General features: G+C 35.0%; 19 protein-coding genes. 6 read left to right on the top strand and 13 right to left on the bottom strand.

The window, feature by feature from the left end:
• Positions 1-224: 224 nt before the first annotated feature.
• The 13 genes from ACFO3O_RS19965 to ACFO3O_RS19905 all read right to left on the bottom strand — a co-directional run bounded on the left by ACFO3O_RS19965 (position 225) and on the right by ACFO3O_RS19905 (position 16,245).
• A complete protein-coding gene (locus ACFO3O_RS19965) occupies positions 225-647 on the bottom strand; it encodes a TIGR02594 family protein (protein WP_379982158.1) in 423 nt (140 codons plus the stop codon).
• A 302-nt stretch (positions 648-949) separates the two neighbouring features.
• Entirely contained in the window at positions 950-1,345 is a 396-nt protein-coding gene (locus tag ACFO3O_RS19960; protein WP_379982156.1) for a hypothetical protein, read from the bottom strand.
• Positions 1,338-1,700, bottom strand: a complete 363-nt coding sequence (locus tag ACFO3O_RS19955; RefSeq protein WP_379982154.1) for a hypothetical protein — start codon at positions 1,698-1,700, stop codon at positions 1,338-1,340. The genes ACFO3O_RS19960 and ACFO3O_RS19955 overlap by 8 nt, the downstream gene beginning before the upstream one ends.
• A gap of 108 nt (positions 1,701-1,808) precedes the next feature.
• Positions 1,809-2,276 carry a hypothetical protein gene (locus tag ACFO3O_RS19950; RefSeq protein ID WP_379982152.1) on the bottom strand — a complete coding sequence of 156 codons (468 nt, stop codon included), beginning with the start codon at positions 2,274-2,276 and terminating at the stop codon, positions 1,809-1,811.
• A gap of 228 nt (positions 2,277-2,504) precedes the next feature.
• Positions 2,505-5,336: a PKD domain-containing protein gene (locus tag ACFO3O_RS19945; protein WP_379982150.1), complete on the bottom strand. Its 2,832-nt coding sequence runs from the start codon at positions 5,334-5,336 to the stop codon at positions 2,505-2,507.
• A gap of 125 nt (positions 5,337-5,461) precedes the next feature.
• Positions 5,462-6,337 (bottom strand): hypothetical protein, encoded by an 876-nt coding sequence (locus ACFO3O_RS19940; RefSeq protein WP_379982148.1) that lies wholly within the window; start codon positions 6,335-6,337, stop codon positions 5,462-5,464.
• A gap of 11 nt (positions 6,338-6,348) precedes the next feature.
• Positions 6,349-7,341 (bottom strand): hypothetical protein, encoded by a 993-nt coding sequence (locus ACFO3O_RS19935; protein WP_379982146.1) that lies wholly within the window; start codon positions 7,339-7,341, stop codon positions 6,349-6,351.
• Between the two features lie 115 nt (positions 7,342-7,456).
• A complete protein-coding gene (locus ACFO3O_RS19930) occupies positions 7,457-7,759 on the bottom strand; it encodes a hypothetical protein (protein ID WP_379982144.1) in 303 nt (100 codons plus the stop codon).
• Positions 7,746-8,033, bottom strand: a complete 288-nt coding sequence (locus ACFO3O_RS19925; protein ID WP_379982142.1) for a hypothetical protein — start codon at positions 8,031-8,033, stop codon at positions 7,746-7,748. The genes ACFO3O_RS19930 and ACFO3O_RS19925 overlap by 14 nt, the downstream gene beginning before the upstream one ends.
• Before the next feature lie 145 nt (positions 8,034-8,178).
• Positions 8,179-8,322, bottom strand: coding sequence for a hypothetical protein (locus tag ACFO3O_RS19920; protein WP_379982140.1), 144 nt, complete (start codon positions 8,320-8,322; stop codon positions 8,179-8,181).
• A gap of 8 nt (positions 8,323-8,330) precedes the next feature.
• Positions 8,331-10,274, bottom strand: coding sequence for a hypothetical protein (locus ACFO3O_RS19915; RefSeq protein WP_379982138.1), 1,944 nt, complete (start codon positions 10,272-10,274; stop codon positions 8,331-8,333).
• Positions 10,275-11,054: 780 nt separating this feature from the next.
• Positions 11,055-12,080: a hypothetical protein gene (locus ACFO3O_RS19910; protein WP_379982136.1), complete on the bottom strand. Its 1,026-nt coding sequence runs from the start codon at positions 12,078-12,080 to the stop codon at positions 11,055-11,057.
• Positions 12,081-12,120: 40 nt separating this feature from the next.
• Positions 12,121-16,245, bottom strand: coding sequence for a glycoside hydrolase family 108 protein (locus ACFO3O_RS19905; RefSeq protein WP_379982134.1), 4,125 nt, complete (start codon positions 16,243-16,245; stop codon positions 12,121-12,123).
• Positions 16,246-16,514: 269 nt separating this feature from the next.
• On the opposite strand from ACFO3O_RS19905, the gene ACFO3O_RS19900 reads away from it, so the two are divergent.
• Genes ACFO3O_RS19900 through ACFO3O_RS19875 form a run of 6 tightly spaced genes read left to right on the top strand, consistent with a single transcriptional unit; the run spans position 16,515 to position 20,339 of the window.
• The gene (locus ACFO3O_RS19900) at positions 16,515-16,724 is read left to right on the top strand and encodes a hypothetical protein (protein ID WP_379982132.1); all 210 of its coding nucleotides are present in this window, start codon (positions 16,515-16,517) and stop codon (positions 16,722-16,724) included.
• Between the two features lie 2 nt (positions 16,725-16,726).
• On the top strand, positions 16,727-17,194 hold the full coding sequence (locus ACFO3O_RS19895) for a hypothetical protein (RefSeq protein WP_379982130.1): 468 nt from the start codon (positions 16,727-16,729) through the stop codon (positions 17,192-17,194).
• 10 nt (positions 17,195-17,204) lie between these two features.
• A complete protein-coding gene (locus ACFO3O_RS19890) occupies positions 17,205-17,780 on the top strand; it encodes a DUF6046 domain-containing protein (protein WP_379982128.1) in 576 nt (191 codons plus the stop codon).
• On the top strand, positions 17,773-19,086 hold the full coding sequence (locus ACFO3O_RS19885; protein ID WP_379982126.1) for a hypothetical protein: 1,314 nt from the start codon (positions 17,773-17,775) through the stop codon (positions 19,084-19,086). The genes ACFO3O_RS19890 and ACFO3O_RS19885 overlap by 8 nt, the downstream gene beginning before the upstream one ends.
• Positions 19,083-20,117 (top strand): hypothetical protein, encoded by a 1,035-nt coding sequence (locus ACFO3O_RS19880; RefSeq protein WP_379982124.1) that lies wholly within the window; start codon positions 19,083-19,085, stop codon positions 20,115-20,117. The genes ACFO3O_RS19885 and ACFO3O_RS19880 overlap by 4 nt, the downstream gene beginning before the upstream one ends.
• 3 nt (positions 20,118-20,120) lie before the next feature.
• Positions 20,121-20,339, top strand: coding sequence for a hypothetical protein (locus tag ACFO3O_RS19875; protein WP_379982122.1), 219 nt, complete (start codon positions 20,121-20,123; stop codon positions 20,337-20,339).
• Positions 20,340-20,721 lie beyond the last annotated feature (382 nt).

Below are 20,721 nucleotides of genomic sequence, written 5' to 3'. Positions count from 1 at the left end.
TTGAAGCCCCATAAATCTTCTCAATTAAACATATCACAGTTTAATTGATACTGTATTTTTTTACATATATGTGTTGGTAGAGTTAAATGAATGACAAAATCACATACAGAAAAGCAAAAGAAATAAGTGTCCAGTTTTAACTTCTCAAGGCAAGGTTGATGGAGTGATAAGAGATACACCAAACAGCGGGTCCTTTGTGAATTAATGATCTAGTAGTGATTATTTTAAACAACCACTCTATAGCCTAAAAGTCTTGAAGATGGGTATCCTGAGATTTTTACTTGATTGTCTTGATTTCCTCCCAATACAAAAATTTCGTCATCTACTTGACTGATATAAAACCCTACATGTCCTTTCCAACTGTTTTTACTTTCTCGCCATAACACCACAATATCTCCAGGTTGCGGATTGCTAGTTTCCATTCCTATATCTAACCAGCTTCTTGCGTTTAGTTTTCCTGTGTAAGGCGCATCACACATCTTAAGCACCCAATTCACAAAAGCTGAGCACCAAGCGGTTTCATCTTTTACCATTTTTCCCTTGTATCCTAATTCTTTGAAATACGATGTGATTTGGGGGTTATTTTTATTTCCTTCTAACTCCTTGACCCCATATTGGCTAAAGGCGTATCTTAAATGTTTTTTCATTTCTATTTTATTATAAATACTGCTATGCTGTATTATTTAATTTCTACTTGATTTAAATGTTTGACTCGCTGGTTTTAAGGCAGGGTACGCTTTCGCGAAAGCGTGTAAAACAATATCTCCCAACATTCACATGGTTTATATGATTTTAACCAACAGCTCATTAGACCTGATCATTCAACAGGAATCTACCCTTATAGCCCACCTTATTTTCATGGATGCTTTTCAAAAGCCTTTTAAATAGCTCAACCCGTGAACACCTTCCTTTTTGAATAGAGATTAAAATAGCACAAGACACATAATACTCAATCGCTTTTTGAGATTTTACAGACAAATCGCCAATCCTTAATCACCTTATAGCCATGAACTCTATGTTTTGGCAAAAAAATATTTTTAAGTGGTTTTAAATGAAGAGGGGTCACTGTCTCTATCGCAAGGCCTGAAAGTGTCACTATCTCCTCTACACCATCATGATAATGTTTAGTATATTGAGCTCCAGCCGGAGCAAAACCTTCTAAAACGACACCTATTTGAACCCCTTTATCATCTAGTACTTTCTCTATACATTGAAGCGTTTTCCCATCGTCAAAGTCATCTATAACTATCCCCAATGGAAATGCTTGAATGATATCATCTATCAAAATTTCTTCGACATCTTCTGTAGACAATACGTTTAATATTTTTCTAAATGCATCAATCATTACGATAAGTTTTTAATTCATTTATTTTATCACTGATATCTTTATGTTCTTTAGAAATATGTTTTTCTAGGTATCCCTTGGTAGTAATACTCTGATTCATAATAACCTCTCGTAAGGCACCGACACTTGCAATATATTTTTCTGCATCTTCATTTTTCAATTTCATTAAGCGCTCTAACATTTCTATTCTTTCTTTTTGAAGCTCCTTATTTTCCAAATACAAGTATCTGATAACTATAAGAGCAACTATAAATAAGGATCCTAATAAACCGTACTCAAGAAATGTATCTGTAGGAGTTTTTTGAATAAATGAAATAGCTTTATCCATCAGGGGGCTTATTAATTTAATTTTCATATGTATTTTTTTTAATTGGAGAAGATGATTATCAAATAGAGAACACTATGTTATTTAGCAAGAAAAACCACTACATATAACAGCAATATATCCAACCACCTGTTACTCCTATTTATCTTCAACAATCGACTTTTTTACGTGATTAAAGTCAAAAACGCTTAAAAGGTTTGCTATTCTTTTTCCAAAATTTGTCAGTGTTTGATCTCTTTCATTTTCTCCCAGATTATCACTAATTGTTTCGTGTACAACACCAAACTTATGCACAGAGTCTTTTGTAATAAAATTGTCATTTAAGAGCCCTCCTAAGATTGCGTTTCCTGCAATATCAATACTGAGACTTACTTGCCTGAGGTATCTTTCAAATTCTTTCCACTTTAGTATTTTATATAAAAATCCAAGTGGATATAATCCTATTGCACTAATACAAGCAAAGAAGAATAATATCCATTCTGCATAGTATTTTTTTGAAACACATAAAGATGGAGTTAGTAATACACTTATAGGTATCATGCATATTACAGTGACCAGAAGCCATAGCAATGCCATTGCTGTAAATACACTTTTTATAGTTTTCATATTCATTATTTAAGGGTTGAACGATTATGCGCTACGTACGATTTGGGGTATTCCTATCCTACATTAGGGTATTATGCCACTTTTAACTAGCATCTATTTTTATTAATCGACACTTAGATCTTTAGTGCTGATATTCGTTTTCTCATATTGTATTTGTTTTATATTGCCGAGATAGTGGTTTCTGAATAACTAGTATCCAGAAACCATACATACCTGACTTAGTTTAATTTAACGCACTTGTGGTGATTCAATTTCTTCTGAAATAATCTCCTTATTATGTGCTACAACACCTGCAATGACATAGTTATCTACATCTTCTACATCAATGGTAGCTACTTCTAATGGCTCTGATATCCAAGTGATAGATTGTACCCCTTTAAGAGTTCCTTTTTTGTCTACTAAAGACATGGCTTCATTTATACTTTGAGCTGGCAGCCACTGTACCTGACTCCCATCTCTTGAGGCAAGTAGTGGGTGATCTCCAGTCACTTTAAGCACACGACCGTCTTTGGTCACAATTTCAAAATAACTTGCTACTGTAAGTGTTCTCTTATTGATTACTTTCACTGGAGTTTCTACAGCTTCAGATAATTTTCCTATCCAATTAAAATAGTTTCCTGATGAAGCATCTGTTCTATTTGGGAAGTCAAGCCCTACAAGCATCTCTCCTAATTCAACATTTTTAAGCTTCTTAGCATGTCCTGACGCTAGTGACACATACGTGTTCACATCAAAACAGCCACCTCCACCCCCGCCGATTGGAAAATCATCTATTGGCGTATCATCGATAGGCTCGATATCTATAAGACCCGTAAGTGTAAATGCAAATCTTAGATTTAATCCATTTGATGAATTACTCGCTAATTCAATTCTTGAGTTAAGCGTATATGTTGTCCCGTTATTAATCGTTGTTAATGACGGTATTGTCATTTGGTGCGTAACTCTAATGGTTCTCACTCCTGTTGCATCCAACAACACATTAAATGGCGTGTTAATTGTATTTAACGTAAAGGAAGCTGGTGATGTACCCGTATTAGTTATTGTAATTACACTAGCCACTGCACTTGATAGTAACCTACTAGCCACTAGAGATACTGTTGCGTTTGGTGTTCCTTGAATTCTTACATCAAAGAACTTAGCCTTATCACCAGTAACTGTTGTTAGTGTTGGACCTGTCTGAGAAAGGCTTATACTAGGTTCTATATTGAATGATATCGTATACGATTTTACCGTTTCTGCTCCGCCTTCATCTGTTGCTACAAATTCAAGAATATCAGTTGCCGTTAATCCTAAAATTCTAAAATCAAAGAACCTTACTAACGATTGATCTACACTACTGGAAACGCTTGATGTACTTACATCTTCTATAAGTACTGGCTGAATGACCTGCACAGTTCCATCTGCTCTACGTATTCTTGCAACTACACTTACATTAGGACTAAAAATATTACCATCAGGATCTGAAACACCCACTCTAAAAGCTGCTCGTCCTAGCACTTGCTGTCTTGATACATCTATAATATCTGTATCCGCCTGATCTTGAGAAGCTCTATTTAGTTGTGAATCTATTAGTTCAGAAGAAATATCTTCTTGTAAAATCAGATTTGATGTAAGTTCTATATTCATATCATTTGTCACATTAACACCACTTGTTGTATTCACAATCGAGTTAAATACTGGCGGCATATTACTTTCTCTTATCGTTATGGTTACCTGATCTGTAAACACTGCGCCAAGCGTATCTACTCCACTCACTTGATACACATACGCACCTATGGCTAAGTTCCCTGTGATTGTAGTGTTTTCTGAATTTGGAGTTGTGATTGTAGCTGATGGTGGTCCAGAAACCTGAGTCCATCCCTGTAGTGTTAGATTTTCCAGTGTAGCTTCTAGCTGGAATGGGTTTGCTGTTGCATCAAAAGAGGTTTGACCACTAGAAAGTGTTCTTTCAACAGTCTTACTATTTCTTAATGTATCTACAATCAAAGCATTAATTGTTGGGGTATCTCTTCCTACATAAATAATGTAATCAACTGTGTTTACATCTGCTACTGGAGCATCGACTGTGGTGGGCGTTAACTGATTACTAGATAAATTAGGCACTGTGATATTGCCAATAAGTCCTTCATTTGCAGCGTTACAAAGCACCCATCCTGGAGGAATAGGTTGATTTGCATTGTACCATAATGCGATAAGTCCTAATGGAATATTTTCGGATGCACTCCCTTTACACACATTTCCTTTTGAATCTATTAATAAGGGAGATTTACGCAATGACGTGCTATTCTCTGCAAATTCAGGAAGTATTATTTCTCCACCTATGACCGTTTTTTCCCAATCACTGTTGTAATTAAGATGAAGCGCTGTATCCCTATCTACCTGCATATCTACAGATAAACTTTCATCTACTAAAGCACGCCCTGGCGCTCCCCTTTCTGCAGAAAACCCAAAATTGAAAAACTTAGCTCGTAAGGTTGCTAATGCAGTTTCTAATGTATCTAGATTTGATAGTTGATTGCCTCCCATATCCAAATCTCCTTCCATGGGTTTACTACCATTTATAGGAAGGAAGCCTATTCTTTGGAATCTATCTGGATTGTTAGATAGGTTTGTAATATCATAATACCTAAGTTTTCTTTCATTAGGTAATGCGATACTAAAGTCTTGCAATCCGTTGACTTCAATATTTGAATCGTTAGCAACATCATCAAAATAGCCCACTGGCACCTCATCTCCATTTATATACTCTACTGTATAATCTGTATATGCTGGCTGATATACACCATCTCCAAAACGTAATTTTGTAATGGTTTCTGATGTTTTGATAAAGTTTGTAGGAGCGAATGCCCCTGGCTCCATAAGGTGTAATATTCCATTGATCACGAACCAACCGTTTAAGGTATCTGTAGGCTCAGAGAGGATATAATTTTGATCGTTTGAAATATCAAAATTTCGCTTTAGCATTTCATATAATTCGTCTTTATATGCTGCTTGTAATCGTGCTAGCGTCTCTTGTTCTAGAGGGAATCCACCTGCATTTGTAAAATTTATTTTTTTCATGTTATGTTATTAAAAGTGATGAATACGTTTCTTTTTTTATAAAGGTTATGGCATTAGGAACCTCTCCTTCTATGCTTAGAAAGCGTATTATTTTTAAAGGTTTCCTATGTTATTTGTGTATTTTCTTATAAAGCTGCTACTTGAGATTGGTCAGGCATTACACTGTTAGACATAACATCTGACGTTTCTTCACCATACTTGTAGGTCTCATACGTTTTTCCTGCGAGTTTATAGAAGTTAACCACTTGATGAAATCTTGGCGTTCTTACTTCTACTGCATTTGCAAGTGCTTTGATCGGATCTGGATCTGGTTCAAAATAGATTTCATTAGTTACTCTTTGTATTGCTGCAGCTTTTTGAACTTGACTCAGACCACTTGGTACAGCTCCGCTATTAAGGTCTGCTGGAATCATAATTCTGAAATTAGCATAGTTTACAATCGTATAATCTTCTTCTGTTGCTAAATAGGTATTATACGCTAACCCTCTAGCTGTATTACAAAAACTAGAGCCGTATTCTGGATTAGGGACATCTTCTCCATTTGGACCTACTTGAAAAACGTTTAGACACGCTAACTCAACATGCGTAAACAACTCTATCGGATCTAAAAAACCTAACTCATCTAATACTATTTCTTCATCTACAACTGCGGGTAAAGAAAAATGCTCTCCTTCTGTATGTAAATAATACTCATCATGCCTATACACAAATTTTAATCTAGGCTGCAAGGTTTCATCTATATAGATGAGGTTTGCACTTCTTTTTCCTTCAATAGAAAGGTTAGGATCATACACAACACCTGAGTTAAATATTTCATTTAGTACTTTTTCTAAATAAACAATTTGACCATTATGTTGCATTTGATACAAAGTTGTATCATAGAGTGTCTCCAATGGTTTTAAGAGAGAGAACAGCCATTTAAAATGCCGCTTCTTTCTTAAAATTGGTGGTAGCAACCAGAGTAATAATTTACTCCAGTTTACGATTAAATATTTTCTCATCGTTTCTGGGTTTAAAATATATTCTGATTATTTCTATAAAAAGTATACGGGAAGTATGAAATATTTAATTCTAACACATCATCACTCAAATTAAAATATCCTGCATTTGGAATGTAAAATTCATTATTAATAAGATTTTCATTGCTTAATGTAACCGCACGCCCCCCTGCAAACATATTATCCAGAATAGGTATATTCACACCTTGTGTTCCTTGAATGGCATCTATTAAAAATGTTTTTACTAAGGCTCCATTGAACTCAATATTTTTTAGATACTCTTTAATAGCTGCCTCCACTGGCTTTAAACTTCCATTAGATACTAGTATTCCATTATCAGTATCATTAGGATCGTCTGGATTTACATAAATAAGTAAAGGATCCACATACACTCGTAAGTCTAACTTTAGCTTATCTCCAGGAATAGAACTGATTTGTATCTGATTTCCAGCATCTTTAATGCGACGTATAAACTCTCTTAATCGTGCTTGCTCATCAGCATCAAGAGGAACAATATTATCTTCTCCCTCATTTTTAGCCACTTTCATAAACACAACCCCTACTTGATTATGAAAATAATCTGATAGTAATTGAACACGGTTACTATTCTGATTGATTTCAGTATTTAGTGTCAGATCTCCTTCAGGATTGATAATGGTTTCTAGATCTATTTCACTTACAGCGCAATGCTTTACGATTTTAAGATCTTCGATTTCACTTTCACTTAGCCCTACTGTATCAAATTCAAAAAAGCCATCTCTAAAAATAAGATCCTTTCCATCTATAAAGTCTAAGGCCTGTGAACGATACCAGTCTAAGGTATGTGGGCGAGATATTCTCGCATTTCTCTCTACGATTTGTTCATGTATCCAAATAGCTGTGGCAACAATGTAGGTCCATAACCTCCATATTGCAGTTTTAGATTCAGAGGTTAGACCCGCTAAAACGGACTGTCTCTCCTTTTCATCCAAAATTTCAGTTTGTATTTCGGCAATTGTTCTTGACATATTTAAAATTTTAATATAGTTCCCCCTCTAAGCATTTTGTAAAATGCTTATAATCAAGGTTTTTAATTGTTTTTAGTTAAATGTATTTTATGATTCCGTACTCCTTAAAAAGGGCTTAGGAAATAAAGAAGTCTTCCTCGACAATCATAAAATCAACTCCTGAAAGATCAGCTAATAATAACTCTTCTTCTCTTGTTGAACTTGTCGCAGGTTTTATATTGTTTGCATTATAGTAGGCAACAATATCTTTTTTAAAAGCTTCTCTCCCTACGTGTAAATCCTCATATACAGATAGATCATCTGTAAGGTCAAATCGATTGTTATCTTCCATCACGTCAAAAACAGTCTCTATACTCCCATACTCTTGCAAGGCTATATCGAGAATATTTTGATTTTGTTGCGGTCTAATAGTTCCCATCTATTTTTATGTTTTTCAGATCGTTAACATCTAATGTCCTCACATTAAAGTTATCGTAAATTAATTGTTTGTCTATTTCATTTTCTAAGCGTAAACGAGCTGTAGAATCTGGGCTATTTATGTATCTCGTAAGTCCTACTCCAAGAATAGGATACTCTTTAAAGCTTCCTTTCTGACTTAACAAAATATGTGTTAAGTTCTGCTGACTTGCTTCATCGATACAAAAATCTCCATTCATTATTTCCAGATCGTCCTCTATGATAAAATCGTTCATAAATCATTGTTTTAAATTATTGTCATTGTTGAAGGATTGTATACCTAGTGTCTCAAAACGCAGCATTATCCAACACTGTAAAAATACTGTAACCACACAAGAAAAAAGAAGTTTACACCCTTGACAATCTGTAGTTTCAGTGGGTTTAAGCGTTATCTTCTTCTTTGATTAATAGTGCTAAAAATTCTTCTAATAGTGGCAATCCCAATACCTCCATAGTACATCCTTCAGGGCATCCCTGAATCCTTGCTTTAAGCTCCTGTAATCTTGCTATCTCTTCTGTTGTCATTGTTTTTTTTATTTTGCTCTAGTGAGTAATTCTATTCCTAGTGATCTTGCTACACCTCCATCTCCGAGATCGGTTACATTAGCCTGTCTATACACAAGATCGCCTTCTGCACTATTAAAGATGTATTTTCCTGATAAGTTGGGCATACCTTCGTATAAAAATCCAAAAAGTCCTTTTTGAATATTCTGATCTGATGTATCTATACTTAAGTTGTTTGTAAAAAAGTCTCCCGCATGTTTAAAGGCCGTTAAGAACATAATACTGTCAGAGATTTTAAGATATTGTCCCCTACTATACCCAAACAAACATTTATTGGTGTACACATTATTGAAGACGAGTTTATCTACTCGTTTCCCACCTATCATCGTATTTCTAACCTGACATCCTGAATCAAAACTCACATCTGCATAGGTAACTCCAAAAGGTGTTGCATTTGCTGCCATCCCTCCCATCGTTACGAAGTTTAAATTGCCACTATTTGTAAGTATACAAGTTCCTAATATGATCAAGTCTGAGATACGTCCTTTATTCCCTAACTCTATTACATTATCTATAGCCGTAATTCTAATTAATCCATTTTCGGCATACGGTGATGAAGAAAAAACAGCACCTCCTGCCATAAAACTAGATTGAGAGATTCCATCGGTAATATTTACAGTGATTTTTTGATCTTCAATGTACTGCCCATTATTATTTCTAAATACGGTATTCTCTAATGTATTTACTTTAAAAAGAGTCACAGTATCTTTAGGCTCACCCTGTGCGTCTAATGGAAAAATAAGAAGATCTTTTCCGTTATCTGTAAGTACTGCATTGACAGCTATTTTATAGACATCATCAGCAGCTGTTTCCATACGCTGTCCATACACAATAGAAGATCCATTTGAAATCCCATCTAGAAATACATTGGGTACTGTACCTGTTGTTGTAAAATCTTGATAAAAATCTTTGTTTTCTACTGCTGGTAAAATATACCTATGATCTTCGTTTATATTAACATTAGAAAGTGTAAAGGCGTGATTACTCCCGACATTATACAAGGTACTATCTACTGTATTTTGAAGAATATAATTTATCCAATCACTATCAGATAATTTATAACGTCTGTAACGTTGCACGCGCCAATCTTTATTAACATCTATACGTCTATCTGCAGAGATACGTCTTTTTATCAATCCCTTGCGTTGTCCTATCACTACCTCATCTTCATTTTTGATCTCTGTATCGTTAAAATCATATTCTAAAATTTCTCCAGGATAGGTTGCGCTTTCCGCTTCTTTTGCAAAAGAATTTCCAGAGATAGCTGTCAATACAATTTTTTCAAAAGGAACTGCTTTATTTTCTTCAGCGGTCATTTGCATATAAGGAGTACCGTTATGTACTTCAGTATTGATAACACCATTAGGTTTCATCATCACTTTTGAGTTGCCATCTATAATAACAGCATCTTCATCTATCGTATCAAAACGTTTAATCGAATATTTAAAAGTAGCCCCATCTACTGTATGTAATCCATTGGTAAATTTCATGTAGAAACCAGAAAAGAAACTGGTCACTGTTGCGGTATCTCCTACTTGGATAGCACCCGTATAGTCTGCAGGCAAGCTCACCACCTCTATAGGTGTTCCATTAGATACTTCATCAAGTGGAGGATCAAAAAAGGCAAAACCAGAAACAACCCCTTGACTTGCTGCTTCCCTATTTATGTTTGTTGTATTTGTACCTTCAATATAGTATCGTGTTTGGTAATCAGAGATGGTATACTTTTGTCCTACTACGAGTGCATTATTTGCAATCAAAGTAGTAAGATCTGCATACAAAAACTCAGCAGAAGCTCTCGCCGCTAAATCTCCATCCAGAAGCATACTATCTATAAGATCTGCAAACTCGCCTTCGGTGGGTTTGTCACCACGTTCAAAATACGTTTTTAAAGTACTTCTTGTTTGTTTCATATATCAATATTTAATAATTTGTTTGAATTTTATATATTCTGGTGTTATGATGATATCTTGTGTACTGTATACCATTTTTAAAAATGACACGCCAGATCGCACCTCTGTTTTTATGATACAACGCGCTTCTTTACAGAGTGTAAAAATAACACGAAGCTACTCCCTAAAAAAACTTTAAACCCTTTCATAACAATAGTTTCAGTAGGTTTTAAAAATATAAAACAGATGCAAAATTATTATTATTTTAAGGGTAATCCCCATGGTGATCACTTTTGAGTAGCGATCATCATGGGGCCGGGCTATCCGTTATATCTTTTAAAACCATATATCAAAGTTTTAAAAGGATGCCACTACTATCCTTATTACAATTAAATTATTTTGTAATATGATTAATATCTATAAAAAAGAGGTTGATATGTTAGCGTAGCGTTTTAAAATGGAAAAAGTAGCTCTTGCACCATTGATATAAAAATCCTGCATTAGGGATAGTAGTGGTTAGCTTTTGACGAGCGACCGTTGTCGAGTCAAAACTAAAAACGAAGAGCCCGACCTTGGTATGACTGAAATGTAATGAAGTAATACCAAGGGAATGTCCAAAAGGATAGAACAAAAAAGCCTATACTTTTATGTGTATAGGCTATTATGAATTAGTTAATATTCTATGCGCGAATAAAATTAGTGATGTATTTGCATCTGTCAATTAGCAAACTTTTGACTTATATAATTGTCCAATTTTCTATCAAGTTGTTTTTTTATAGTAGTATTGATATTGAGATCTGTTTACTTTATTAACGGACAATATTGAGGCTTCAGTGTATTAAAATCAAATTCTGGAAAATCTTCTATAGAATATTTAAAAATAGTATCATTCTTTAATTTTAAGATTAAATGATCTTTTTCACTTAATGCTACAGAATCACCTCTTACGAGTATTTCATTAAAGATTTCATCTTCATAAACACTGACATCACAAAAACTTTGTATGATTTCTGGAGTACCATCACGATCTATATCCAGCATCCAACTTTCTATAGATGTATATTCCATATCTCCATTGTTTTTACCTGATAAAACAACGACTCCCATAAATTTATTTGCATTTAAGAGTAACATGTAAAAATCCTGACCTATATCATAAATATTATCTCCTGTATGCTCATGCTTATAGCGTGCAATAGTAATCCCCGTAATTTGAGAACTTAGTTGTTTTTTTGAAACTAAATAATATGCTAATTTTAACTCTGATTCTTCAAGACTGAACAACAGTTCATTCTTATACTCCTCATAATCATTATCAAACAACATAGGGTATTGCTTTGCTTTAATTTTATTGGATAACAATTTAGAGGGTTCCGATAGTGTCTGGAAATTTTGCAAAGAATCTATTTTAGCAAATTCTGCATTTTTAGCAAGTAATACCACTTCTTGATTTACATCATCAAATTCTTTCAAAAATTCAGTGTACACGTATCCTTCACCTAGTCTAGAACTTACTTTAGTCCAACGAGGATCTTTAGTATCTAACGCTATTACTGTAACTCCTTCTAACCAATGCAAAGTTCCTAGATAACTATCATTATTAAAGCCTGGTTGATCTAGAAGGAAAAGACCATTATACGAGGTAATGACATGTGTATTATTTTTCATTTGAAGTAAGCCAGCCACTAGGTATTCACTTCCAAAAAACACACTTTCATTTAATAGTACGTTAGCTTTCTTTTTTTCTTTAACTGTTGTTTCTGTCTTACAAGATAAAAAAGAAAGAGAAAAACAGAAGCCTAGTAAAATTAACTTAATGTTAGTCATCGTATTATAATTAATTTTTAAGCTAATTTACTACTATAATTTAAATATTACTTTTATTCATATATCCTTTTCCGCCAATACCTAATGCAACATGTAAATGGTTAGGGTAATCTGTAATAACCTTCATCACATATCCCTTTTTAACTAATTCTTCAATTTTATCTTTTATCCTTTTACTCTTAATTTTCTTGTATGCCCAATCGTTATTGATTTTTGATACATGATTTCCATATCCTGTAGGAAAGAATTGCCCTTGTGCTGGCAAGCCTATTTCGTATGTGTTTTTAGGTAAATCGCACAATATCTCATAAACCATTTTCTCAGCATCTGAAGTACTAAAATCAATTTTACCTCCATTGTATTTTGACAAGTTTATATCTATTGCTTTTGCCTTCTTTCCATGATTGGTTGTTCTTAGTTGTCCAGAAACTCTATTTTTAGATGCACTTGTAGTATTCCAAACCATAAAACTACCTAGTTTTATTTTATTAGGTTCTTTTGGTTTATAACCATTATCTACCCATTTTTTCACATTAGATTTGATTAAAGAAAGTGTTGTTTCTAAAATAGGAATCTCTATTTTTTGTGGATCAAATATAGACTTAACTCCAATTTTTTTAGCATCTCTGATTTTAACAAATGTATCTCTAGTCCCACCAAATCCAGTTCTAAATCCACTATTACCTTGCCCTTCAGAGTTAAACTCAACTAAATTCAAGGCATGTGCTTCTAGTATAAGATTTGCAAGCGTTGAGTTTTTATCTTTTATAGGTGTCTTCTTAAAATCTTTCTTTAACCAATTTGCTATCTTTTGATTAATTGAATATGCTTCTGGCTTATACTTTAACTTTTTAAGTCTATTTGCCCATCCTTTTTCATACTTAGTTTGCGTGGCGTCTTTTTTAATAATAGCTTCTATAAACTTTTTACGATTAGCATCTAACTTTATATAAAACTCTTTAGAAGGAACACTATTAATAGCATTTAAAGTTCCTTCTCCAAGATTTCCATCTACCGATACACTTTTCTTGAAATCGTTCTTTAATGTTTTCTGCACTTCTTTAACAGCAGCTGGGACACCTGAATGTATTGCAAAATCAAAGATGTATAATGCTACACTAGCATTATAAATTTCATCTGCTTTTACTTTATTCCAAAATTCAATCTTATAAATTTCTTTAGCATCTTTTGTAGATAGTTTCTTATGTTTTGCTATCGTTGGGTTTTTATCGATACCATACTTTTTTGAAACGGCTTCATAGGTTTTATAAGTAACTCCCATGTTTGTTTTACCACCTTTATCATCTTTATCATCTGCATACCCACCTTCAACATCAAAAATATGATTGATATTATCATTAAATCTGCTTTTATAAACACCTGTATAAACATCTCTAACAACTTTCACATGATCCTCCAATACTTCCCCTTCCATATAGCTTCTTAGCATCAGAGAATCTTTTTCTGTAGAAAACCAAGACCAATCCTCTTTTTCTACACCCGCATAAAAATAAGGGTGTTTATTGCCTGTAGACATCCATTTCTTTTCCAATTTAAAAGCAACCACAATCTTTCCATCAGTGTCAACGACAACATTATTTTTGTGTGCTACATAATCCCCTGAGAAATTGTCAATTTTATTAGACTTGTATAACTCAATCTTCATGTTTTCTCCGATCATATTGACTGTTTCTGCAATAAACGTAACCTCAGTATCATAAGGGACCGCTTGATATACTGGAGATATAATATCATTATTATACGTGAAATAGGAACGTATAATTTTTGCATCCTTTACTACTTTTATCCCTGCTAAACTATGTACAGAGGTGTTCTCCGATGATTTTAATGTATACCCCTTTCCTTGAATTTTAAAATAGAGTTTCACCTCATCTTCACTTACATTCGTAATATAATCTGCAAGCGGACCTTCATCAGAAATACAGAAACGATGCTGCACATCTCCTTTATCGTTGGTCATAGACTCAAAACTCGTAATGAGTCTACTATAGCTAGCATCCTTATATAAGGATATAGCTACTTTTCTACTTTCAAAATAGGGAATACTAGCGTGTATTACATTAGTAACACTACTATTAAAACCTGTTTCAATTTTTATACGACCTTCTGTATCTGCCCATTTTACTGCTGTCACTTGCGGATGTATAATTTCAATACTAGTCTTAGCATATTTCTTTCCTAAAATAGGGTCATTCACACATACCTTGATCGTATAGACACCCTCAGCATAGTCTGTGGTTTTAGCTATTTTAAGTGTTTTTCCAGTATTTGTAAAACCTGTTGATTTTCCATCTTTCAGTACAGTCCATTGTATACTTTCCTCAGGAATATCGTCTCCTTTCCCTGATTTATATGTGGCTGGAGTAAATAATAACGGATGGTTCGTAGCGTATAAGAAATAAGGCTTCTTGAAAAGGGTTTCTTTTATAGATGTAATGTAATTACCGCCTACTTTTATAGGTTTTTTCGCAGATCCAAAATACGCCGTTTTATTGTCAGAAATCACTTCGATATAGTGATATCCTTTCTCTTTAAACTCAAAATCTGTGATTTTTCTCTTATCCTTGTAGGTTGTAAGAGCTACCTTAGTATACTCCTTTTCTTCTGGTTTTTTAGTGTAGTGATTCCAAGTTAAAGATGGGTAATTATCTGCTTTTACATCAAACTGAGCCTCTATAGTTGCCTTTTCTCCAAGAACGTATTCCTTGGCTTTACTTGGCTTTATTCCAATGAGTTCTGGCTCTTTTATGGTAAGTGCCATGTAACTCTTTCTATTTTTAGTTTTTAGTTTTGCCAAAGAAGATTTTTTTGCGTCCTCTAATGTTGGGGCACTTGCACTACCTCCATAGGCTTCTACTATAAAATCTCCGTAGGTTGTAAACGTATGGGTAAGTACTTCGCCATAATCTACGTATTTTGCAATCACATCTCCCGAAGCATTATATATTACCCAATTAATATTAGCCTTTCTTCCTCCTCTTGAACTAAATTTATTAGCCTTGAATTTTAATGCTCCTGTTCCAAAAGTGGTCTCTGTTCCTTTGACATTGATAAAGATTTTCAACACTCCTATACCTCTTTCATCTGGAAAACGACGTAAGAATGTATAGATATCGTCAACTCCAATAGCTGCATACATATTTTTTGTTGTAATATCTGTATACACATTAAGTTGCGTTCTTACTGTGATCTTTTCTGGTAAACTTTTAAAATTCTTTAATTGCTGTAATACTAAAAACAACTCTTCATAATCAACAAATAACTGCGCTACATCTGTAGATGGATTTTCAAGCTTTGTGATGATCTCATTCCAATGAGCAATGGTGCCTTTTTCTGCTTTATCCGTTAGAATATTGCTTTTGATCTGATCAATAAGGTCTGTTCGTACTGTCTCCCAATCATAGCTATTTTCTTTTTTAGTAATCTCTTTCGTTTGGCTCTTATACCATGCTGAGAAGAGGGCAAAGCCTTCACCATATTCTTCTCCTTCATCTTTTTTAAGGATTGCCTTTATTTCTTCATTACTCGTAACAGTTGTTAATGTATTGGAAAGCATCGTCCAATATGCTTTCTCCTTACTCCCTTCTTCTGCTCCTGCTAATTGAACTGCTACATATTTCTTTACTTCTTCTAAAGTAGGTGTTGTACCCGTATTCCCTTGAAGGTTGCTTGGCACTGTAATTTGTCGTGTTTGCGTTCCTGCATATATCTGAGATGTAGTGCCTACTGCAGGTGGTAATACTTCTCCTGCTCCAATAAGTGTAGAAGAAGCAATATCAGTTGCTATATCGCCTCCTGTAAATGCTGTTATATCTGAAGTAGATAACTGCTCTTCTCCCGAAGACATAGAAGCGGTTGACAAAGTATTTTGAATTGAGGCAGATGACCCATTCCCAGCGGACACCGAAGGAGTAGTATTACGAGTAGAAGTGATAGCGGTACTCGTAACGCCTCCTCCGGCCGGGACAGTGCTTTGAGCAGTTTCAAAATTTTGGTCTAACTGTTGGACTGCTTGTTTTAATTCAGCTTCTTTTATATAGGTTGCAGCACTTTTTAGAACATCATCTAGAACTTCTCGCTCCGTTTCTTGCGTGGCTAAATGTGCGATGTGTATGTCAATCGTATGTATGATATTGGTATCCATTCAGTGAAAATTTGAGCCTGTAAAAATAGCCTCAAAAAGAGTGATATATTCGTTTTAAATCACAGTAAATCAGTAGCTTCACCAAAATACCTCATTTACTGAAACTACCGAAAACACAACTCCTTTTTCTATTTTTTCATCCCTCTCTTACCTAATTTTACACCCTCAAAACGCAAGAATGGATGCTGCGATCCTTCCCTAGGATTTGCAAATTTCAACGTCATTTACAAGATTTTTTAGCACCTAATTAGTAATTAAAACAACACATTATGAGTAATATCAGTATGCCTAAAAAAGACCTAGGAGAAACTCCAGTAACACCAAACATAAGCATGTTGAATACTGTGAATACACAGGCTTCAAAAATTGGACTTTCTATTGGAGGAATCCATATTACAAATCCTACGAAGAAGGAGAATGAGGACGCTTTCGCGAAAGCAATAAAAAAAGAATATAACGACGCTAATATGTATAAATAATCATGGATAAGAAAAATATACAAAAATTAAAAGCGATACATGGTGAAATAAAAAAGTATAGTGCAGAAGATGATCATCTATACACACTTTGCAAAACACCTAATGCAGCGACTTTTCAAGCCTATCTAGAACGTTATAAGGAGAATGTCTACGAGGCACTCGTCTATCTTTTTGATGCATGTGTCTTAACAGACGAAACCTATGAAAATGATTTTAAGCTCTCTGTGGCTAACAGTATTGTGAAGGATATAAAAGAGGCTAGTAGCTTCTCTATTGACCCTACACCAGAAGAAGATGAATTCAAAAAATCTGCTGCATTGATACGGCATGCATTTCATGTAGACCCTTATGCGCTTTCTATAGCAGAGTATTACAAACTTCTGGAAGAAGCCTTATGGTTACAAAAACATCAAAACAAACAACAAGAGGCAGTGTATGTGAATGCCCTTGCTAAAATATATTCAAATTAAAAAAACAACTATGGGATTTACAATCAATATAGACGACATTTTAGACGGTCGAGACAGTTCCTTTACACAAGGATCACTAGAAAATGCGATTAATTTTAATGACTCCGAAGGACAAGATTTTATAGTCGATACTGGAGGAGAGTTTAACCAACGGGTCTTTGCGCCGTTAATTTTTGAACCGCTTGAACGCCCTGGAATTTCGCTTCCTGAACTGCGTATCGATGCGGTAACGGTTTCTTTAAACCGCTCTAAAAATATAAGCAAGCAAAGTATCGAAGGAAGAGAATTCACGGTAAAAGAGCATATTACCAATGGTGATTTTAGTATTTCTATAGAAGGGCTTATTGCCAGTGATAAGGGAGATACCAATTACCCAAAAGATAAATTATTCCTACTAAAACAGTTTTTAAACGCACCATATACGCTTAGCGTGACACATGCCATTTTAAACCGTTTTGGCGTGTATGAACTGGTCATTGACTCCTATTCGATTCCTTCTATAGAAGGCACAAAGAATATTCAAAAATTTTCGGCTAGCGCCACATCAGATGAAACCGTTGAATTAATTATAAGAGATAATGTTTAGTCTAAATGCAAAAATTATAGTGTACGAGACGGTGGGTTTAATTCCTACGCCTGTTTCGTATGAATTTAATTATGTGAAGGAAGTCACCATACAGTCCTCATATGATACCCTTACAGATACGGCTACGATTATCATGCCTAAAAAGGTGTTTAGCAGATTGGAAGAAGAATTTAATCCGTCTCAATTTAATACCATTAATAACCGCGATCGCATTGTATCGATTCACGACTTTTTTAAGCTAGAGAATTTTGTAGAGATTTTCTTAGGCTATGATGGGGATTACAAACCTGCTTTTAGAGGATATATTACCTCTGTAGAGGGAGATGCACCCGTTACGATCATGTGCCAGGATGCCATGTATGCATGTAAAAAAGTAAAAGCCGTAACAGATAATTCGCCCAATGATGGGAGTGACGCTTTGAATACAATTGCCGAAAATCCATCTATAAACGTAGCATCTTTTAATCCTAGGGAGTTTTTTACAAAACGACTCACAGAATTAGGTTTTCCTTTTAAAATCAATGCGCTTGATGAAGATCTGGGCGCTATGGTCATTCAAAGAGGCCAAAGTGTTTGTCAGTTGCTAGAATCCTTAAAAAAACACGGAATCCATGCGTTCTTTAAGATGGAAGCCGTCGGACCTGTATTGACAATTACCAATAATCCACAAAAGTACGGAGTAGAAGAAATAGGAGGATTTATTGAGCGTAATTTTATTAAAACACCTTTAATCGGCGAACTCGTAAAGCGTCTTTTTAATGAAGGGCTCCAGTTACTAGCACCTGCTTTAAGGGCTATTGATGATGCTTTTGGGAGTAATCAGTTTTTGGGCAGTGCGAGATTTCGCTTTAAGCATAACATCATATCAGATGATTTACGAGTCGTTGAAGAAAAGGTAAAAAACACCCGTATTCGCGTCGAAAAATATTTTAAAAACTCCAATACACCCATTCAAATAGAAATCGGAGACAAAGAGGGTGCTTTAGAAAAAACATATGTGCTTCATGCGCAAGATGAAGACCTCCCAAATGACCCAATCCTTTTCAAAGCTGAAAGTTTAAAAGTAGCCTCACAGCTCGTCCAGTATGCTGCTTTTAGAGCACTAGAGAAAAGAGTGTCAGGACTCGAGGGAAGTTTTACCACCTTTGGAGAACCCTTCATACGCCCTACAGATAGAGTGACGCTAGATAACGCAGAAGACAGAGAAAAGAACGGAACCTTTCAAGTAAAAAAAGTCACTCGTACCTACGGATTAAATGGGTACAGACAAAAAATTGAATTAGGACGAAAAATAGAAATCGTATGATACAGCTTAAAGATTTAATACAAAATATCGCCGAAAAAGGGACGACGATACACACCTATGCTGCCAAAGTCGTAGCTATTAATGCTCCACAAAATGCGATCCACAGTCCAGAGGATGTGTTTACAGTAAACGTACTACGTCCAGATGGTGCGATGATAAAAAATGTGAGACTGAAAGCATCCATTCAAGAAGAAGAACAAGGGGTGATTAGTATTCCAAAATTAGAAAGTTGGGTACTCGTTTCTATCATTGATAATGTGGAGACACGTGCCTTTATCTCTCAGTTTTCTGAAGTAGAACGCACCTTTGTACGCTTTAAAAATGACAGTAATCAATATTTAGAAATTGATAGCAATGCAGATCAATTTCATCTGTTATTTAAAGAAGCGCAACCCACAGCACCAGGACTACCACCCACAGATTTTAAGGCGATTGCCAAAATAGCGTTCAATAGCCTTGAATCTCAAAATACGGGCGATCATCCGAGTATGATCACTACGTTTTACGACAGCGAAGGAAAGTTACTCTCAGAAACACTAGCGACTGGAAATGTGCAAAAAACAGTGCTCAATACCATCAAAAATGGAGAGCCTGTACCACGTATAAGCTTTGATCTCACTACTGCTAGTGATGCTGTAGCCACGCTTCATTTTACAGATGAAGACGGCACCAGCAAACAAAAAATAGACGTTACAGAACTTGGGACTACGATTGCGATTAATGAAGATGTGACCGTGGTTACCCTTTCAGAAAATGAATTCACCATCACTACCGAAAGTGGTGATGGCTACACGGCTTCTATAAAAAATGATGAGGTTTCCTTTAGTAAAGAAGATCATGTGTTAAAGCTAGATGAAGATAAGTTCACCATAAAAAATAATATCACCGATTTACGTGCAGAACTCGATGCTTTACTTACAGCCATCCAAGCGCTTACGGTAACGACACCTGTAGGTCCCTCTGGACCACCTATCAATATCGCAGATTTTATACAGGTACAAAACAATATTAATCAATTATTAAAATCATAGACGATGCCATTAGTAAAAGCAACATTAGAAAATGCGATCAAAGCATTACTTGAAGAAGAAAAAGCTAAAGAAGATGACGGAAGTAGCTCTATAGATAATATTGCAAGTAAGCTAGCAACCGCCATAGACACCTACATCAAATCGGGCACTGTTATGACGACCGTAGCAACCACAGGAAGTGCCTCGGCTCAAACAGGAACAGGCGTAGGTAACATCACATAACTTGGGAAGAGTGTAAGACCAAGGCGTTTCGATAGCACTTCAATACATCGATAAGCATTTTTGTGTGTGGCTTAGAGTGATCATATACTACAACATCACTGAACAACTTGGTCTTACTACTCTTTGTAATCCTTTTATATGGGCGTTCCCTTCATCCTGAATGTATTTCAGGATAAAGGTCAGGCTTTCCGCTATATCTTTTTTGAGCATATATGCCACTTAAAAAAGGATGCCGCTTCTATCCTTAACGCATAAAAGGGATCATTCCTAAAAGTTGTGTGTGAATTAAAATAGAAGTTGGATTTTTGTAAAAAAAATGGAACTGTCCTTAGACTTATTAAAGTTAATTCTACCTGAGTTATTAATTACTCATTTTACAATT

Origin of the sequence: Dokdonia ponticola, assembly GCF_042653865.1 — a bacterium.
Taxonomy (GTDB): Bacteria; Bacteroidota; Bacteroidia; order Flavobacteriales; family Flavobacteriaceae; genus Dokdonia; species Dokdonia ponticola.
The sequence above is the reverse complement of the archived record's forward strand: the minus strand, read 5'-3'. Positions and strand labels throughout refer to the sequence as shown.

Excerpts from the sequence above, each read along its gene's own strand:
- ACFO3O_RS19965 (WP_379982158.1), bottom strand. The coding sequence starts at position 647 with ATGAAAAAACATTTAAGATACGCCTTTAGCCAATATGGGGTCAAGGAG.
- ACFO3O_RS19960 (WP_379982156.1), bottom strand. The coding sequence starts at position 1,345 with ATGATTGATGCATTTAGAAAAATATTAAACGTATTGTCTACAGAAGAT.
- ACFO3O_RS19955 (WP_379982154.1), bottom strand. The coding sequence starts at position 1,700 with ATGAAAATTAAATTAATAAGCCCCCTGATGGATAAAGCTATTTCATTT.
- ACFO3O_RS19950 (WP_379982152.1), bottom strand. The coding sequence starts at position 2,276 with ATGAAAACTATAAAAAGTGTATTTACAGCAATGGCATTGCTATGGCTT.
- ACFO3O_RS19945 (WP_379982150.1), bottom strand. The coding sequence starts at position 5,336 with ATGAAAAAAATAAATTTTACAAATGCAGGTGGATTCCCTCTAGAACAA.
- ACFO3O_RS19940 (WP_379982148.1), bottom strand. The coding sequence starts at position 6,337 with ATGAGAAAATATTTAATCGTAAACTGGAGTAAATTATTACTCTGGTTG.
- ACFO3O_RS19935 (WP_379982146.1), bottom strand. The coding sequence starts at position 7,341 with ATGTCAAGAACAATTGCCGAAATACAAACTGAAATTTTGGATGAAAAG.
- ACFO3O_RS19930 (WP_379982144.1), bottom strand. The coding sequence starts at position 7,759 with ATGGGAACTATTAGACCGCAACAAAATCAAAATATTCTCGATATAGCC.
- ACFO3O_RS19925 (WP_379982142.1), bottom strand. The coding sequence starts at position 8,033 with ATGAACGATTTTATCATAGAGGACGATCTGGAAATAATGAATGGAGAT.
- ACFO3O_RS19920 (WP_379982140.1), bottom strand. The coding sequence starts at position 8,322 with ATGACAACAGAAGAGATAGCAAGATTACAGGAGCTTAAAGCAAGGATT.
- ACFO3O_RS19915 (WP_379982138.1), bottom strand. The coding sequence starts at position 10,274 with ATGAAACAAACAAGAAGTACTTTAAAAACGTATTTTGAACGTGGTGAC.
- ACFO3O_RS19910 (WP_379982136.1), bottom strand. The coding sequence starts at position 12,080 with ATGACTAACATTAAGTTAATTTTACTAGGCTTCTGTTTTTCTCTTTCT.
- ACFO3O_RS19905 (WP_379982134.1), bottom strand. The coding sequence starts at position 16,245 with ATGGATACCAATATCATACATACGATTGACATACACATCGCACATTTA.
- ACFO3O_RS19900 (WP_379982132.1), top strand. The coding sequence starts at position 16,515 with ATGAGTAATATCAGTATGCCTAAAAAAGACCTAGGAGAAACTCCAGTA.
- ACFO3O_RS19895 (WP_379982130.1), top strand. The coding sequence starts at position 16,727 with ATGGATAAGAAAAATATACAAAAATTAAAAGCGATACATGGTGAAATA.
- ACFO3O_RS19890 (WP_379982128.1), top strand. The coding sequence starts at position 17,205 with ATGGGATTTACAATCAATATAGACGACATTTTAGACGGTCGAGACAGT.
- ACFO3O_RS19885 (WP_379982126.1), top strand. The coding sequence starts at position 17,773 with ATGTTTAGTCTAAATGCAAAAATTATAGTGTACGAGACGGTGGGTTTA.
- ACFO3O_RS19880 (WP_379982124.1), top strand. The coding sequence starts at position 19,083 with ATGATACAGCTTAAAGATTTAATACAAAATATCGCCGAAAAAGGGACG.
- ACFO3O_RS19875 (WP_379982122.1), top strand. The coding sequence starts at position 20,121 with ATGCCATTAGTAAAAGCAACATTAGAAAATGCGATCAAAGCATTACTT.